The following is a 15346-nucleotide window of genomic DNA, read 5'->3' on the forward strand; positions in this document are numbered from 1 at the left end:
GGACGTTGCCTTCGACCCTTCTGCCGCCGATGCTGCCGGAAAACCACGCGGGGCACGCCATGCAGGGCTTCTTCGTCACCGGGCCATACGACGACGGCGATCCGGTCACCGGGCATTACTACGAGGTGGCGTCGAACGACCCGGCGCGCCCGCAGGTCTGGGGGTACACCTCTGCGCTGTCCTACCGGCCGGGCGAGGCTTTGCATCTGCACGCCATGTCCACGGCGCGCGACGTCCGGCTGACCATCGCCCGCGACGGGCTGACCCCCGCAATCGTCCTTCAGACGACCATTCCCACGACGTTTGCGCCGACCCCCGGCGACTGCTCGGTCAAGGGCTGCGGCTGGCCGGTGGCCTTCGAGACCGTGATCCCCGAGGATTGGCCGACCGGTGTCTACGTCCTGACGCTGGAGGTTGCGGGACATAGCTCCCGGGCGATGTTCGTCCTGAAACCCGCCCAACCCGTCGCAAAGCTGGCGCTGATCCTGGCCACCGGCACCTGGTGCGCCTACAACGACTGGGGCGGGTCGAACCATTATCAGGGGCTCACCGGTCCCGGCGGAGGAGACTTCGCCGCCGAGGTCAGCCTGCTACGCCCCTGGGCCACGGGGTTCGTCCGCTGGCCCGACGATGCCCCGCGCATCCCCCATGCCTCGCCGCTTCTGACTCGCCCGCGTTATCCGCACATGGATTATGCCCGCGCAAACGGCATTTCGAAGAAATACGCCTCGTCGGGCTGGGCGGCCTTCGAGCGGCCCTTCGCCTTGTGGGCGGAAGAGCAGGGGATCGCGCTGGATTACCTCACCCAGCACGACCTCCACGCCGACACCCACCTTCTGGACGGCTACGCCCGCGCCGTGATCGTCGGTCACGACGAATACTGGACCTGGGAGATGCGCGACCACCTGGACGCCTGGGTAGATCGCGGTGGCCAGCTGGCGCGCTTCGGCGGCAACTTCTTTTGGCAAACGCGGCTGTCGCCCGACCTTCTGACCCAGACCTGCCACAAGTCCCGGGCTATGGCCGAGGACCCCCTTGCTGCCACCGACCGGATCACCAGCTACTGGGACCATCCCCGGACCCGCCGCCCCGCCGTGGCCACGATGGGACTGACCGGATCGATGGGCGTCTACGCCGGGTGGAGCCGCTGTGCCGCCCACGGCTCGGGCGGCTTCACCCTTTACCGCCCGGACCACTGGTCGATGGCTGGGACCGGGCTGGGCTACGGCGATGTCCTGGGCGCTGCGTCCAGGATCTTCGGCTACGAGGTGGACGGAATCGACCATGAGATCCGCAAGGGACTGCCCTATCCGGCCGAGGGCACCGGGCTGGAGGGCGAACTGACCATCGTCGCCCTCTCGCCCGCGACGACGCTGGCCCACCACACCGGGCGGCATGACATGGACTATTTCATCGGCACACTGGACGCAGAAGAGGTCGCCCAGACCATCTACGGTGCGATCACGCCCGAAACCCTGGGTCTCGCCAGCCGCGGCAATGGGTGCATGGCGGAATACCGGCGGGGCAGGGGGATGGTCTTCAACGCCGGCAGTTGCGAATGGGTGGCCGGGCTGATCGCCCGCGAGTGGCCGGTCGAGGTGGTGACACGGAACATCCTTCTGGGACAGTGGGGTTGAGCAATCCCCTTCCCCCGCGCGCGGCCTTAGGCTAGGCCTTCGCCCATGTTGAGCCTGTCGAACCTCGCGGTGGCCCGGGGCGGCGTCACGGTCCTGCGCGGCCTGACGCTGGCGGTCGCGCCCGGCCAGGCGCTGATCCTGCGCGGGCCGAACGGGTCGGGCAAGACCACTCTGCTGCGGACGCTCGCGGGCCTGCAACCGCCCGCCGAGGGGACCTTCGACCTGCCCCCCGACAGCGTCGCCTATGCCGCCCATGCCGACGGGCTGAAATCGACCCTGACGGTGGACGAAAACCTGAGCTTCTGGTCGCGCATCTATGGTGGCCCGGCGACCGACCACGCGGTTGCGGCGCTGAACCTGACCCAACTGACCCGCCGCCGCGCGGGAGAGCTTTCCGCCGGCCAGAAACGCCGCCTTGGCCTCGCGCGGCTTCTGGTCACCGGCCGCCCGGTCTGGCTGCTGGACGAGCCGACGGTCAGCCTTGACGTGGCCTCGGTTGCGCTTTTCGCCGATGTGGTGCGCGACCACCTGGGCAAGGGCGGCCTTGCCGTCATCGCCACCCATGTCGACCTGGGCCTGCCCGAGGCGACGATCCTTGACCTCGACTCCTACCGCGCCCGGGTGATCCAGAGCAGCGGCTTCGACGAGGCCTTCGCATGAAGGCGCTTCTGTTGCGTGACCTGCGGCTGGCCTTCCGCTCGGGCGGCGGGTTCGGGCTGGGACTGGCCTTCTTCTTCCTTCTCTCCATTCTCGTTCCCCTGGGCGTCGGGCCCGAGGGCGGCACCCTCGGCCGCATCGCCCCCGGAATCCTGTGGGTCGGTGCGCTTCTCGCCTGCCTTCTGTCACTGGACCGCATCTTCGCGCTGGACCATGAGGATGGCTCGCTGGACCTTCTGGCCACCGCGCCGATCCCGCTTGAGGCTGTCGTGGCCATCAAGGCGCTTGCGCATTGGCTGGTGACGGGTCTGCCGCTGACCCTGATCGCGCCGGGGCTTGCGGTGTTCCTGAACCTGCCCGTCGGCGGCTACCCCTGGCTGGTCGCCAGCCTGATCCTCGGCACGCCGGCGCTGTCGGTGATCGGCGCCTTCGGGGCAGCGATCACCGTGGGGCTGCGGCGGGGCGGGCTGCTTCTCAGCCTTCTGGTGCTGCCCTTGTATGTGCCGACCCTGATCTTCGGGGCCGAGGTGGTACGGCGCGGCGCAGAGGGCATGGCCTTGGCGACCCCGCTGGCCCTGCTGGCGGCAATCAGCCTTGGGGCCTCGGCCCTTCTTCCCTTTGCGGCCGCAAGTGCGATCCGCGTCAATTTGCGCTAAGGCTCTCGCGCGATGGTGTGTTGAGCGGGTAACGGGAACAGGATAGCGAAACCTCATGTCTGTCTGGGAATATGCCAACCCGAAGAAATTCATGCAGACCTCGGCCTGGGCCTTGCCCTGGGTGGTGGGGCTGACAGTGCTGCTGCTGGTGACGGGCCTCGTCTGGGGCTTCTTCTTCACCCCGGATGACTACAAGCAGGGGTCCACGGTCAAGATCATCTATCTCCACGTGCCTGCGGCCATGATGGCGATCAATGCCTGGGTGATGATGCTGGTGACCTCGCTGATCTGGATCGTCCGGCGCCACCATGTGTCGGCGCTGGCCGCAAAGGCCGCCGCACCCGTGGGCCTGACCTTCACCCTGATCGCGCTGGTCACGGGTGCGCTTTGGGGCCAGCCGATGTGGGGCACCTGGTGGGCCTGGGACCCGCGGCTGACCTCGTTCCTGATCCTGACCCTGTTCTACTTCGGCTACATCGCGCTTTGGGCCGCGATCGAGGACCCGGACACGGCGGCGGACCTGACCTCGATCCTGTGCCTTGTCGGATCGGTCTTCGCACTGCTGTCGCGCTATGCGGTGAATTTCTGGAACCAGGGGCTGCACCAGGGGGCGTCGCTGTCGCTGGACAAGGAAGAGAACGTCTCGGACGTCTTCTGGGTGCCGCTTCTGGTCTGCATCGCAGGCTTCGTGCTTCTGTTTCTGACGATGGTCCTGATGCGCACCCGGACCGAGATCCGCGCGCGGCGGCTGAAGGCGCTGCTGGCGCGGGAAAGGGGGACGTGATGCCGGATCTGGGGAAATACGCGGTTTCGGTGCTGGGGTCCTATGCGGCCACGGCGGTGCTGATCGCCGCACTGGTGGGGCTGACGCTGTGGCAGTCGGCCCGGATGAAGCGCGCGCTGGCCGAGGTCGAGGCGCGGCAGGGGAAATCCGATGGCTAGATGGCTGATGGTGCTGCCCCCGGTCCTGTTTGCGGGGCTGGCGGGGCTGTTTTACGCGGGCATGTACCGCGACAATCCGGGAGAACTGCAGTCGGTCTTCGTCGGCCGGACGGCTCCGGTGCTGCCGACGACGGTGCTGCCGGGCATTCCCGGCGTGACCGACGCCGACCTGCGGACCGGCGAGGTGACGGTCGTCAACTTCTGGGCCACCTGGTGCCCGCCGTGCCGGGCCGAGCATCCGCAGTTGCTGGAGATGGCAGCGCGGGGCGTCCGCGTCGCCGGGGTCAACATCATGGATGACGACGAAAAGGCGGTCGCCTATCTGGCCGAGGAAGGCAATCCCTTCATCGGCGTAGCGACCGATCCGAACGGGCGGAACCGGGTGGAATGGGGGGTCACGGCCCCGCCCGAGACGTTCATCGTCGGGGGCGACGGGACGGTGCTGTTTCGTTTCGTGGGTCCCTTGATCGGGACCGATTACGAGGTGCGGTTCCTGCCGGAATTGGAGAAGGCGCTGGCCGGCGAGGGGTGAGCGCCACGGTGACGGTTTCGGCGCTTCCGGCCCTTTCAACGCCCTGTGCGCGGACGTTAGGGGTTTCTCAACCCGGCTGGAAGGTGGGCCAACCCGCGCCAGAGGGGCGCGGAACGGCCCACCCTACGCCCGCGCTGCAATCCTGCGTGGCTGGGTCGACGGACCCGGATTGCGCCGGACGACGGGCAGTTGCGCGATGCCCTCGAACCGGGCGTAATCGCCGCGTTTCAGCCAGTGCGGCATCGTCCGCGCCAGCACGGGATCGCCGCTGAGATAAAGTTGACCATTCGCAAGTTCGCCCGCGACCGTCGCCCGACCCAAGAGCATGCCATGCAGCGAGACCCGGTTCGTCTCGACATAAAGGTCGATGTCGAAGCCGGGGATCGAGGTGCAGATCTCGGCCTCTGCGCCCGGCTGGAGGATCGCCCAGTAGGTCGAATACTCCAGGTCCGGGTCGGCAAAGCGGAACTGCATCACCAGGCGGCGGCGGGGTAGGGCATCGGCCACGAACTGCCTGCGCATGCTCCACATCAGGTTCGACACGGTGGCGGTGCACAGCGCCACTTCGGCGTCGATGGAGCATTGTGCCCATTGCGCCAGGGCGTTGAGGGCGGGCTCCAGCGCGATAGCCGTTTCGGTCCTTAGATAGTCGACCGAGCCGGTCGCAGGGTCTGCGATGCGTTCGATCAGCCCGATCTCCTCCAGCTCTTTCAGCCGGCGCGACAGAAGCGCGGGCGAGATGCTGCCGATCTCGCGCCGCAGGTCGTTGAAACGGGTCGCCCCGGCCCAGAGCCCGACAAGGATCGGGATTGTCCAGCGCGGTTCCAGAATGTCGCAGGCGCGGGTGATCGGACAGATCATTCCGTAAGGTTTCTGGGGCATGGCAGGCCCTCCCTCCGAACTGACTTTACGCCCCTGTCTGGTGTCCGGCCAGTTCACGCTCTGTAGCAGGTCCGCTTCAGTTTCCGCACTCAACTTTCTGGCGGCACCGGGCCGATGCTGAGGCGATCAAACCCCGTGATGGAGATCGCAATGACCCCCCTGTCCACACCCACATCCCGCGACACCGATCCGATCAATGGCGGCTGGCTGGTTTTCGGCAACCTGCTGGCCGAAAGCCTTGCCCCCGCGAGGCGCCCGGTCCGCTTGCACCCGAAAGAGGCGCGCGCGCTGTGGCGCCTGGGGCGCCTGCGCGGCCTGCTGAACTGGTGGTTCCGCCCCTTGCCCGGATCCCGTGGCATCAGCGCCACCGATGCGGCCACCCGGTTGGAGATCCTGACCCGCGGCGGATTTCCCCGTTAGGTGCCGTCAGATCAGCGCGAGCGCCACAACCAGGACCAGGGCGGCCAGAAGCGTCAGGTCCACGGCCGTGGGAACGGGCAGGCTGCGGTTCGCGGAAGCGGCGGTCGGCGCCATCTGGGCCTGAGAGCGAAGCGGAGGAAAGCGGTGCGTCATCTGGAGAAGCCTTCTGGCCGGGACAAGTCCAGATTGCTTGGGAAGGTGAGAACAAAAAGTGAAAGGCCCGGGGGTTGCCCGGGCCTTCCTTGGAAACAATCCGTTTCCGAACTCAGGACGCCGCAAGGTTCCGCAGCACGTAATGCAGCACGCCGCCGTTTTCGACGTATTCAACCTCGATCTCGGTGTCGATCCGGCACTTGAGCTGGATCGTCTTCTCAGTCCCATCGGCATAGCGGATGGTGCAGGGCACTTCGCTCAGCGGTTTCAACCCGCCTTCAAGTCCGCCGATCGAGACGACCTCGTTGCCCTTGAGGCCCAGGCTCTTGCGGGTATCGCCGCCGGTGAACTCGAACGGGATGACGCCCATGCCGACGAGGTTCGACCGGTGAATACGCTCGAAGCTTTCCGCGATCACCGCCTTCACCCCCAGAAGGGCGGTGCCTTTGGCGGCCCAGTCCCGCGAGGACCCCGCGCCGTATTCGATGCCACCAAAGATCACCAGGGGCGTGCCCTGAGCCTGGTAGGCCATCGAGGCGTCGTAGATCGAGGTCTGCTGCCCGTCAGGCCCGAGGGAGTAGCCGCCCTCGACCCCATCCAGCATCTCGTTCTTGATGCGGATGTTGGCAAAGGTGCCGCGCATCATCACCTCGTGGTTGCCGCGCCGCGCCCCGTAAGAGTTGAACTCGGACACCGGAACTTGCCGTTCCGTCAGATACTTGCCGGCCGGAGTTGAGGCTTTGAATGAACCGGCCGGGCTGATGTGGTCGGTGGTGATCATGTCGCCCAAGAGCGCCAGCACCCGCGCGCCGGTGATGTTCTTGATCACACCAGGCGTGGCCGACATGCCCTGGAAGTAGGGCGGGTTCTGGATGTAGGTCGAGGTCGGCGGCCAGTCGTAGGTCTCGGAATCGGTGATCTGCACGCCCTGCCACTTGGCATCGCCCTTGAAGACGTCGGCGTATTTCGACTGGAAGGCCTCGCGCGTCACGACCGCGTGGACGATGTCGGCGATTTCTTTGTTCGTGGGCCAGATGTCCTTGAGGTAGACCGGGCCATCGGTGCCCATGCCGAGGGGTTCGGTCGTGAGGTCGATGTTCATGTCCCCGGCCAGCGCGTAGGCGACGACCAGCGGCGGCGAGGCCAGGTAGTTGGCGCGGACGTCCGGGGAAATCCGGCCCTCGAAGTTGCGGTTGCCCGACAGCACGGCTGCGGCCACAAGGTCGCCCTCGTTGATCGCCTTGGAAATCTCGGGCTGGAGGGGACCGGAGTTGCCGATGCAGGTGGTGCAGCCGTAGCCGACGAGGTTGAAGCCGACGGCGTCGAGGTCTTCCTGCAGACCGGCGGCGTTCAGGTATTCCGACACGACCTGCGACCCGGGGGCGAGCGAGGTCTTCACCCAGGGCTTGCGGTTCAGGCCAAGGGCACGGGCCTTCCGCGCCACCAGACCCGCGCCGATCAGCACGTAGGGGTTCGAGGTGTTGGTGCAGGAGGTGATCGAAGCGATCACGACCTTGCCGGACGACAGCTTGTAGCCTTCGCCCTCAACGGCCACTTCCACACCCTGCGGGCGCTTGAAGCTGGTGTCCATTTCCTTAGCGAACGAGGCCTTGGCGTCCGTCAGCGGCAGGTAATCCTGCGGGCGCTTCGGGCCCGAGATGGCCGGGACGATCTCGCCCATGTCGAGATGCAGGGTCGAGGTGTAGATCGGATCGTAGTCCGGGCCGCGCCACATGCCGTTGGCCTTGGCATAGGCTTCCACCAGCGCAATGCGGCCCACGTCGCGGCCGGTCATGTGCATGTAGCGCAGGGTTTCGTCGTCGATGGGGAAGAAGCCACAGGTGGCGCCGTATTCCGGGGCCATGTTGGCGATGGTCGCGCGGTCGGCCAGGGGCAGGCGGTCAAGGCCGTCGCCGTAGAATTCGACGAACTTGTTCACCACGCCGTGTTTCCGAAGCATCTGCACGACCTTGAGGACGAGGTCGGTGGCGGTGGTGCCTTCCATCATCTGGCCCGTCAGCTTGAAGCCGACGACCTCGGGGATCAGCATCGACACGGGCTGTCCCAGCATCGCGGCCTCGGCCTCGATCCCGCCGACGCCCCAGCCAAGGACGGCCAGGCCGTTGACCATCGTGGTGTGGCTGTCGGTGCCGACAAGGGTGTCGGGGTAGGCGACGAGGTTGCCGTTCTGGTCGGTGTCGGTCCAGACGGTCTGCGCGAGGTATTCCAGGTTCACCTGGTGGCAGATGCCGGTGCCGGGGGGCACGACGCGGAAGTTGTTGAACGCCTTCTGGCCCCATTTCAGGAAGACGTAGCGCTCCATGTTCCGCTCGTATTCGCGGTCCACGTTCATCTGGAAGGCGCGGGGGTGGCCGAATTCGTCGATCATGACCGAGTGGTCGATGACCAGATCGACGGGGACCAGCGGGTTGATCTTGGCGGCCGAGCCCTTCAGGCCCTTGATGCCGTCGCGCATCGCGGCAAGGTCGACGACGGCGGGGACGCCGGTGAAGTCCTGCATCAGCACGCGGGCGGGGCGATAGGCGATTTCGATCGGGTTCTGGCCCTTCTGCTTGCCCCAGGTCGAGAAGGCCTTGATGTCGTCCACGGTGACGGTCTTGGCATCCTCGAACCGCAGCATGTTCTCCAGCACCACCTTCAGCGAGGCGGGGAGCTTCGAAAACTCGCCCAGACCGGCGGCCTCGGCGGCGGGGATGGAATAGTAGTGGACCGTCTGGCCTCCTGCGGTCAGGGTCGTGCGGGTCTTGGAAAGGTCATGTCCAACGGTGACGGTCATCTCTGGCTCCCTTGAAAGGCGGCTTCGCGCGGCATTGTATGCAATTGTATGCCGAATATCCAGCCCCGGTTTGTGGCATTCCTACAGCATATGACAGGTCTCTCGCAAAACCTTGATTGGCTCGTATGGTGGCAGCTTCCTATAAGGAACCGGGGACCAATGATCAGGATAGGCACCATGCGACATTTCGTCAGCGCGGCTTGCGGGTTGTGGCTTGCCGCCGCGGCGCAGGTTCAGGCCGAGCCGGTGGTGGTTGTCGAGCTTTATACCTCGCAAGGCTGTTCGTCCTGCCCTCCGGCGGATGATTTCGTGGCGATGCTGGCGTCGAACCCGCAGATCCTGCCCCTGGCGTTGCATGTCGACTATTGGGACTACATCGGCTGGGCCGACAAGTTCGCCCAGCCGAAGTTCACCGACCGCCAGCGTGCCTATGCCAAGGCCGTAGGGTCGCGGACGATCTACACGCCGCAGCTGATCATCGGCGGGTCGGACCGGATCGAGGGATTCGCTCCGGAAGAGACCGCCGATCGGCTGCGCGCGCACATGGAGGCGGGAACGACGGTGCGGCTGACGGTCACGCGCGAGGGCGACCGGCTGGTGATCCGCGCCGAGGCCGATCCGCCGTTGACGGAACCCGTGCGGGTGCAGCTGGTGCGCTACAAGCCGGAAGAGACGGTGCTGATCGAGCGCGGCGAGAACGCCGGCAAGACCGTGACCTACACCAACATCGTGACCTCGTGGGAGCGGGTTGGTGACTGGTCCGGACAGGAGCCGCTGGAGATGTCTGCACCCTATCCGGGGGACGAGCCCGGCGCGGTGATCGTGCAGCAGCAGGGGCCGGCGGCGATCCTGGCGGCGGCCCGGGTGGACTGATTGCGAACGGTCGGTGGGTCAACCCGCGCTACGGCGCGGAACGACCCACCCTACTGACCGCCGCCCTTCCAGCGCCGGTGGATCCAGAACCATTGACCGGGATGGGCCCGAACGCGCGCCTCCAGCGCCCGTGTCACGGCGCCCATCATGTCCTCGGGATCGCCGTGGGGAATCGGTGCATCCAGTTCAACCTGGAAGGCCAGGCCGTCCGGCTGGCGGGTGGCGAAGAAGGGAATGAGGTCGGCCTTGAGCCGCAGCGCCAGTTCGGCGGCCGAAAGCGCGGTCCGCGCCGGTTGGCCGAGGAAGTCCAGGGCGGGCGCGCCCGGCACGTCCTGATCGAACAAGAGGACCAGTTGTCCGCCCGCTTTCAGGTGCCGCACGAAGCCTGCGGTGCCCGCGCGGCCCTGCGGGAAGACCGGACCGCCGAAGGCCTCCATCGTGCGGACATAATGCGCGTTGAAGTAGCGGTTCGAGAGGTTCCGGTAGAGACCGCCGATGTCGAAGCCGCGCGCCACCAGCGCCGCCCGTGCGGCCTCGTAATTGCCAAAATGGCCCGAGACCAGGATCACCGGACGCTTCGCCGCGCGCGCCGCAACTAGGGCTGCGTAGCCAGGCCCTTCCGGCTCAATCCCGGCGGCGCGGGCGGTGAAGGCGCGGGTCGAGTAGTTCTCGATCAGGGTCCGGCCCGCATTGTCGAGCGAGGCCGCGGCAATGGCGCGGCGGTCAGGTTCGGGAAGGTCGGGCCAGACCAGCGCCAGATTCTCCAGCGCACGGGTCCGGTAGCCTGCCCAGGGGCCGATCACCCGCCGCATGAGCCAGCCCATCACGGCGACCCGCCAGGGATAAGGCAGGGCCAGCGCCAGCCCGATCAGCCCGCGGGCAGCGAGGTTGACCAGGTAATGGTCGGGACGGAACGGCGGATCGGCATCGTCGGACATGCGGGTTCTAGGCTGCAGGCGCGCGCGACGCCCGGTGTTCGCGGTGCCAGACATAAAGACCCGCCCCCACGATCACAAGCGCACCGATCACCGTCCAGCGGTCGGGCCACTGGCCGTAGAGAACCGCGCCCCAGAAGGTGGCGAAAACGATCCCCAGATAGGCGAAAGGGGCCACGATCGACGCTTCGGTGATGGAAAAGCTGCGGATGATGCAAAGCTGCGCTCCGGTGCCAAGGCAGGCGATCAGCGCAAACTGCCAAAGATCGGCGGTCGCGATCGGCTCCCACACGAAAGGCAGGGCGATCCCGGCGACGATGGTGCCGAACAGGGCCGCATAGACCATCGAGGCCCAGACGCTTTCCTGCGCGCCGATCTTGCGGGTCAGAAGCGCGCTGGTGGCGTAGGAGATCGCGCAGAGGAGTGGCAGGACCGCCCACCAGGTGAAGACGCCGGCCCCCGGACGGATCACGATCAGCGCACCGATCAGGGCGACGACGACGCCCGCGATGCGGCGGCGGCCAAGCTTCTCGCCCAGGAACAGCGCCGCGCCAAGCGTAATGAGCACCGGGTTGATGTCGGCGATGGCGGTGGCTTCCGTCAGTCCGATGAACGGCAGCGACAGAAAGAAGAAGGTCGTGGCCCCGAATTGCGAGGCCGAGCGCCAGAAGTGCAGCACGGGAAAGCGCGTGCGCAGTACCGGGCCGAGGTGGTGGCGAAGGATGAGGAGGACCAGCAGGAGTTGCCCCGCAAAGCGGACCCAGATCACCTGCGGCGCGGGATAGCGCTGGATGAGCCCCTTTGCAGTGGCATCCATCGCGGTGAAGAGGAAGATCGCGAGGACCATCAGCGCCACCCCGCGGGTGACGGAAGAAAGGGGTGCGGCGGACATGCGTCCCTTCTAGGCGGCAGGGGGCGGGGCAGCAAGGGCCGGCTGGCGGTCGCCGGGCCGGCACTTCTTTCGTCTGCGGCATGCTGGCCGGTGCCCTGAATCAGGTTCCGATTGCGTTCCAGGCGGAAAGGGATCAGCGGGCAGGTTGGCTGCGCCATCGCGTGGGAACGAGGGGTGAGGTTCCGGCGATTCGACTGTCGGACACGGGCTGAACGGCTCTGTCGCCGCGCATTCTGGACCGGTTTCGTGGTCGGACAAGGTGGAAGCGTGCCGGTTGCAGCGCCATCGCAAGGGGGGCAGGCTGTCGCCGTGTCCGGGCGCACCTTTCGCTTGGTTTCCTCCCCGGTCGAGTGTCTGCGATCACGCCATCCAGAACGGATCTGCAGGCCCGTGTTGCAGTGCGACGTAATGGGAAGACGTGGGGCACCAGCGGTGTCGCAAAAGGACGAACAACCCTCAGTCCTCCTCCTCCTGAACCAGGGTGATCTCGCCGCTGGTTTCCAGCGTTCGGATCGCGCCAATGATCGCGTTCATCGCCTCTTCGGCGTCCTTGTCCTTGACGCGACCGCGGGCGGCCATCTCTTCGCGCAGGCCCTGGGCCAGGCGTTGCGAGATGTTGGACAGGATGAACTCGGCCGCGTCCTCCAGTCCCGGCTTGCCGGCCGCCGCGGCCAGGGCGGTCACCAGTTGCGGCTGTTCGACCAGGCGGGTGATCTTCGGGGTGTCGCGCGGGTTCAGGCGCGCGGGAATGTGGACGAAGGTGAAGATCGCCTTCCGCACCTCGGCCGCAAAGGCGGCATCCTCGGCCTCCAATCCCAGCAGCACATCATCGCGTGTCAGCGAAGGCGAGACGTTCAGGATGGCGCCGACGCGTTCCACCGGGCCCTGATCGAAGGCCTTGGGCGGCTGGTTGTCCAGTTCGGCCAGAAGGGCGGCCCCGATGCGGCGCACGGTTTCGGGGTCGACGTTGCCGGTCATCGACACCGCATAGGCCACCCTGCGCGCCCGGTCACCGGGCAGCTTGCCCAGAAGATCGGCCGCCTTGCCGACGGGCAGCTTCGACAGCATCACGGCGCCCACCTCCACCGCTTCGTGCACCAGGATCGGCAGCAGGCGGTCGGGCGGGAGTTGGGTGATCCGCTCCCACGGGTCGATCTTGGACGACGTCGAGGACATGCGCCGCAGCCGCTGGGCCGCGGATTGCGAGATATGGCCGTCCATCATCGCCAGCGCCCCTTCGATCCCGCCGGGGAAGGCGAGGCCGACGGATTCGAGTTCGGCGAGGAACTCCGACACCACCTCGTTCAGGGTGATGCGGTCGACGAGGCGCATCTGCCCCATCTGCTCGGCCAAGGCGGCCTGCATGTGTTCGGGCAGCGAGGACAGGGGCAGCGAGGTGCCTTCCGTCAACAGATAGCGCACGATTACCGCCGCCTTCTGCCGCGGGGAAAGTACCCGTTTCGGCAGCGGCGGGATCGTTGCGATCCGGCGTTCCGGAGTGATCCGGGCCAGGGGCACCATATCTTGCGGCATCAGGTCCTCATCGATTCGACGAGGTCAGCCTAGACGCCCCCGGGTTAACGGCAGCTTGATGGCGCCGGGTCCATTAGCGGGACGGATGCGGATCAGCTGGAGGGCGTCTCGACGCAGGTGCCCTTGGCGGCATCCCAGGTCGTGCCCGCCATGCAGCTGGCCGCGGTCTGTTCGCTGTGCTGGCCCACGCACTGGGCGAAGGCAAAGCCGGGGAGAAGGGCAATCGCCAGGGCGGCGAGGGTGGTTGCAGTCTTCATCGGTCGTCCTCCTTTGGCAGGTTCAGGGTCAGTAGGTGTAGGTCACTCCGGTCGTGATCGCGGTGGCAAGCGCGGTTTCGGCCCAGGTGCCAGCGCCGCCGCTCTTGCGGATCGCGTCAAGCTGCGCCCGTGCCAATTGCTGTTCGTCCATCTGGACCAGAAGCTGGCCATAGTAGCTGCGAGCCAGGATATTCTGCGGGTCCATCGCGATCGCACGTTCGTAAGCGGCGATGCCTTCCTCGATCCGGCCGGTCTGCCGCAGAAGGAAGCCCTGATAGGTCTTTACGCGCGAGGTCTCGCCCTCGGTCATGGTGGCAAGCACTGCCAACGCCTCGTCGGGGCGGCCGGCATAGGCCAGCTCGCGCACCGCGTCGTACCGCTGGTCGTCGTTCAGGCTGGAGTCCTCGGCCGCGATGCAGGTCTTGGTCTTTTCGTCCCAGACCGTGCCCTTCTCGCATTCCGTTGTCGTCTCGGTCGGCGTCGGTGGCTCGCTGTCGTCACTGCCCGCCGCAAGGGCCAAATGCGGCATCAGGACCACGGCGGCGGCAAGGATCATGCGCATGAAGTACCCTTTCGGCAATTTCCGAAAAGGTAGCACGATTGTTGCTTAGGCAAGAACGGATTGTGCCACGGCGCCCCGCAGGGCGGATCACGCTTCTGTCAGCTGCCGAAAACCCGGGCGAAGATCGTGTCGACGTGTTTAGTGTGGTAACCAAGGTCGAACTTTTCCTCGATTTCGGCGGGGGATAGGGCCGCAGTGACCTCAGGGTCGGCCAGAAGCTCGGTCTTGAAGTCGGCCCCCTTTTCCCAGACCTTCATCGCGTTGCGCTGGACCAGACGGTAGCTGTCCTCACGCGAAACGCCAGCCTGGGTCAGCGCGAGAAGCACGCGCTGAGACATTACCAGGCCTTTGAACTTGTTCATGTTGCGCAGCATGTTCTCGGGGTAGATCACCAGCTTTTCGACGACGCCCGCCAGCCGGTGCAGGGCAAAGTCCAGCGTTATAGTGGCATCCGGTCCGATGGCGCGTTCGACCGAGGAATGGCTGATGTCCCGCTCGTGCCACAAGGCCACGTTCTCCATCGCGGGAACCACGGCCATACGCACAAGGCGCGCCAGACCAGTGAGGTTCTCGGTCAGCACCGGGTTGCGCTTGTGCGGCATCGCGCTGGAGCCTTTTTGCCCCGGCGAGAAGAATTCCTCGGCCTCCAGCACTTCGGTCCGCTGCATGTGGCGGATTTCGATGGCGACGTTTTCGATGCTGCTGGCGATCACGCCCAGCGTCGCGAAGAACATCGCATGCCGGTCGCGGGGGATGACTTGCGTGCTGATCGGCTCGGGCGTCAGGCCCAGCATCTTGCAGACGTGCTCTTCGACCGCGGGATCGATGTTGGCGAAGGTCCCCACGGCGCCGGAGATCGCGCCGGTGGCGACCTCTTTCCGGGCGTTTTCAAGGCGCTCGCGGTTGCGCTTCATCTCGGCGTAGAAGCGGGCGAAGGTCAGTCCCATCGTCGTCGGTTCTGCATGGATCCCGTGGCTGCGGCCGATGCGGACCGTATCCTTGTGCTCATGGGCGCGGGTCTTCAGCGCGGCCAGAACCCGGTCCAGCGCCTTCAGCAAAAGGTCCGAGGCGCGGACAAGCTGGATGTTCAGGGTGGTGTCCAAGACGTCCGACGACGTCATTCCCTGGTGGACAAACCGCGCGTCGTCATTGCCGATGATCTCGGCCAGATGGGTCAGGAAGGCGATCACGTCGTGCTTGGTCACCGCCTCGATCTCGTCGATGCGAGCGACGTCGAAGGGCACGTCCTTGGCCCGCCAGACGGCTTCGGCGTTGGCTTTCGGGATCACCCCCAAGGCGGCTTGGGCGTCGCAGGCATGGGCCTCGATCTCGAACCAGATCTTGAAGCGCGTTTCCGGAGACCAGATCGCCACCATTTCAGGACGGGAATAGCGCGGGATCATCGGGGAGCCTCCGGGAACACAAGGGTTGCGTCCCCTTAATCTGCGGCCTGTCAGGGTGCAAGCGTCAGGGGAAAGCACGTGCAGGGGCCTGCTCGGGTCGCAGTGCGTCACGCCAGGGAAGCGGGTTCAAGAAACAGGAACGCATCGTGGACGGAGGACAAGGCCTGGCGCGCGATAGCAAATTATGATGCTGGGTTTCTGTTATATTTCAGAGT

Annotated in this window: 17 protein-coding genes; 8 read left to right on the forward strand and 9 right to left on the reverse strand. The window is 66.1% G+C overall.

Translation table 11 applies throughout. From position 1 onward, the window contains the following. The first annotated feature begins 5 nt into the window (after positions 1 to 5). The 6 genes from Q0C42_RS14470 to Q0C42_RS14495 are packed head-to-tail and all read left to right on the forward strand — an operon-like array spanning position 6 to position 4424. Entirely contained in the window at positions 6 to 1637 is a 1632-nt protein-coding gene (locus Q0C42_RS14470; protein WP_295077242.1) for a N,N-dimethylformamidase beta subunit family domain-containing protein, read from the forward strand. A 45-nt stretch (positions 1638 to 1682) separates the two neighbouring features. Next, on the forward strand, positions 1683 to 2297 hold the full coding sequence (gene ccmA, locus Q0C42_RS14475; protein ID WP_295077244.1) for a heme ABC exporter ATP-binding protein CcmA: 615 nt from the start codon (positions 1683 to 1685) through the stop codon (positions 2295 to 2297). Further along, the gene (gene ccmB, locus Q0C42_RS14480; protein ID WP_295077246.1) at positions 2294 to 2950 is read left to right on the forward strand and encodes a heme exporter protein CcmB; all 657 of its coding nucleotides are present in this window, start codon (positions 2294 to 2296) and stop codon (positions 2948 to 2950) included. Before ccmA ends, ccmB begins: the two co-directional genes overlap by 4 nt. Before the next feature lie 55 nt (positions 2951 to 3005). Then, complete coding sequence (locus Q0C42_RS14485; RefSeq protein ID WP_295077248.1) at positions 3006 to 3734, forward strand: heme ABC transporter permease; 729 nt, start codon at positions 3006 to 3008, stop codon at positions 3732 to 3734. Further along, complete coding sequence (ccmD, locus tag Q0C42_RS14490; protein ID WP_295077251.1) at positions 3731 to 3892, forward strand: heme exporter protein CcmD; 162 nt, start codon at positions 3731 to 3733, stop codon at positions 3890 to 3892. The genes Q0C42_RS14485 and ccmD overlap by 4 nt, the downstream gene beginning before the upstream one ends. Then, positions 3885 to 4424: a DsbE family thiol:disulfide interchange protein gene (locus Q0C42_RS14495; RefSeq protein WP_295077254.1), complete on the forward strand. Its 540-nt coding sequence runs from the start codon at positions 3885 to 3887 to the stop codon at positions 4422 to 4424. Before ccmD ends, Q0C42_RS14495 begins: the two co-directional genes overlap by 8 nt. A gap of 123 nt (positions 4425 to 4547) precedes the next feature. Here the strand turns inward: Q0C42_RS14495 and Q0C42_RS14500 are convergent, their stop codons facing one another. Continuing rightward, entirely contained in the window at positions 4548 to 5306 is a 759-nt protein-coding gene (locus Q0C42_RS14500) for a helix-turn-helix domain-containing protein (protein ID WP_295077256.1), read from the reverse strand. A gap of 150 nt (positions 5307 to 5456) precedes the next feature. Here Q0C42_RS14500 and Q0C42_RS14505 point away from each other — a divergent pair, with 150 nt between their 5' ends. Then, positions 5457 to 5726 (forward strand): hypothetical protein, encoded by a 270-nt coding sequence (locus Q0C42_RS14505; RefSeq protein ID WP_295077258.1) that lies wholly within the window; start codon positions 5457 to 5459, stop codon positions 5724 to 5726. Positions 5727 to 5732: 6 nt separating this feature from the next. Here the strand turns inward: Q0C42_RS14505 and Q0C42_RS14510 are convergent, their stop codons facing one another. Both Q0C42_RS14510 and acnA read right to left on the reverse strand, forming a co-directional pair. Beyond that, complete coding sequence (locus Q0C42_RS14510; protein WP_295077260.1) at positions 5733 to 5879, reverse strand: hypothetical protein; 147 nt, start codon at positions 5877 to 5879, stop codon at positions 5733 to 5735. A 112-nt stretch (positions 5880 to 5991) separates the two neighbouring features. Continuing rightward, a complete protein-coding gene (gene acnA, locus Q0C42_RS14515) occupies positions 5992 to 8676 on the reverse strand; it encodes an aconitate hydratase AcnA (RefSeq protein ID WP_295077263.1) in 2685 nt (894 codons plus the stop codon). 177 nt (positions 8677 to 8853) lie between these two features. Here acnA and Q0C42_RS14520 point away from each other — a divergent pair, with 177 nt between their 5' ends. After that, positions 8854 to 9549, forward strand: coding sequence for a thioredoxin family protein (locus Q0C42_RS14520; protein WP_295077265.1), 696 nt, complete (start codon positions 8854 to 8856; stop codon positions 9547 to 9549). 50 nt (positions 9550 to 9599) lie between these two features. On the opposite strand, the gene Q0C42_RS14525 is transcribed toward Q0C42_RS14520, so the two are convergent. The 6 genes from Q0C42_RS14525 to purB form a co-directional block, all read right to left on the reverse strand. Further along, complete coding sequence (locus Q0C42_RS14525; RefSeq protein WP_295077267.1) at positions 9600 to 10487, reverse strand: lysophospholipid acyltransferase family protein; 888 nt, start codon at positions 10485 to 10487, stop codon at positions 9600 to 9602. A 7-nt stretch (positions 10488 to 10494) separates the two neighbouring features. Next, entirely contained in the window at positions 10495 to 11376 is an 882-nt protein-coding gene (locus tag Q0C42_RS14530; RefSeq protein WP_295077270.1) for a DMT family transporter, read from the reverse strand. Positions 11377 to 11832: 456 nt separating this feature from the next. Further along, positions 11833 to 12909 carry a FliG C-terminal domain-containing protein gene (locus Q0C42_RS14535; RefSeq protein WP_295077273.1) on the reverse strand — a complete coding sequence of 359 codons (1077 nt, stop codon included), beginning with the start codon at positions 12907 to 12909 and terminating at the stop codon, positions 11833 to 11835. Positions 12910 to 13001: 92 nt separating this feature from the next. Further along, on the reverse strand, positions 13002 to 13166 hold the full coding sequence (locus Q0C42_RS14540; protein WP_295077276.1) for an adenylosuccinate lyase: 165 nt from the start codon (positions 13164 to 13166) through the stop codon (positions 13002 to 13004). A gap of 28 nt (positions 13167 to 13194) precedes the next feature. Next, a complete protein-coding gene (locus Q0C42_RS14545) occupies positions 13195 to 13728 on the reverse strand; it encodes a tetratricopeptide repeat protein (RefSeq protein ID WP_295077279.1) in 534 nt (177 codons plus the stop codon). A gap of 98 nt (positions 13729 to 13826) precedes the next feature. Further along, entirely contained in the window at positions 13827 to 15131 is a 1305-nt protein-coding gene (gene purB, locus Q0C42_RS14550; protein ID WP_295077282.1) for an adenylosuccinate lyase, read from the reverse strand. Positions 15132 to 15346 lie beyond the last annotated feature (215 nt).

The sequence above is a fragment of the Tabrizicola sp. genome (assembly GCF_022842145.1).
Classification (GTDB): Bacteria; Pseudomonadota; Alphaproteobacteria; order Rhodobacterales; family Rhodobacteraceae; genus Tabrizicola.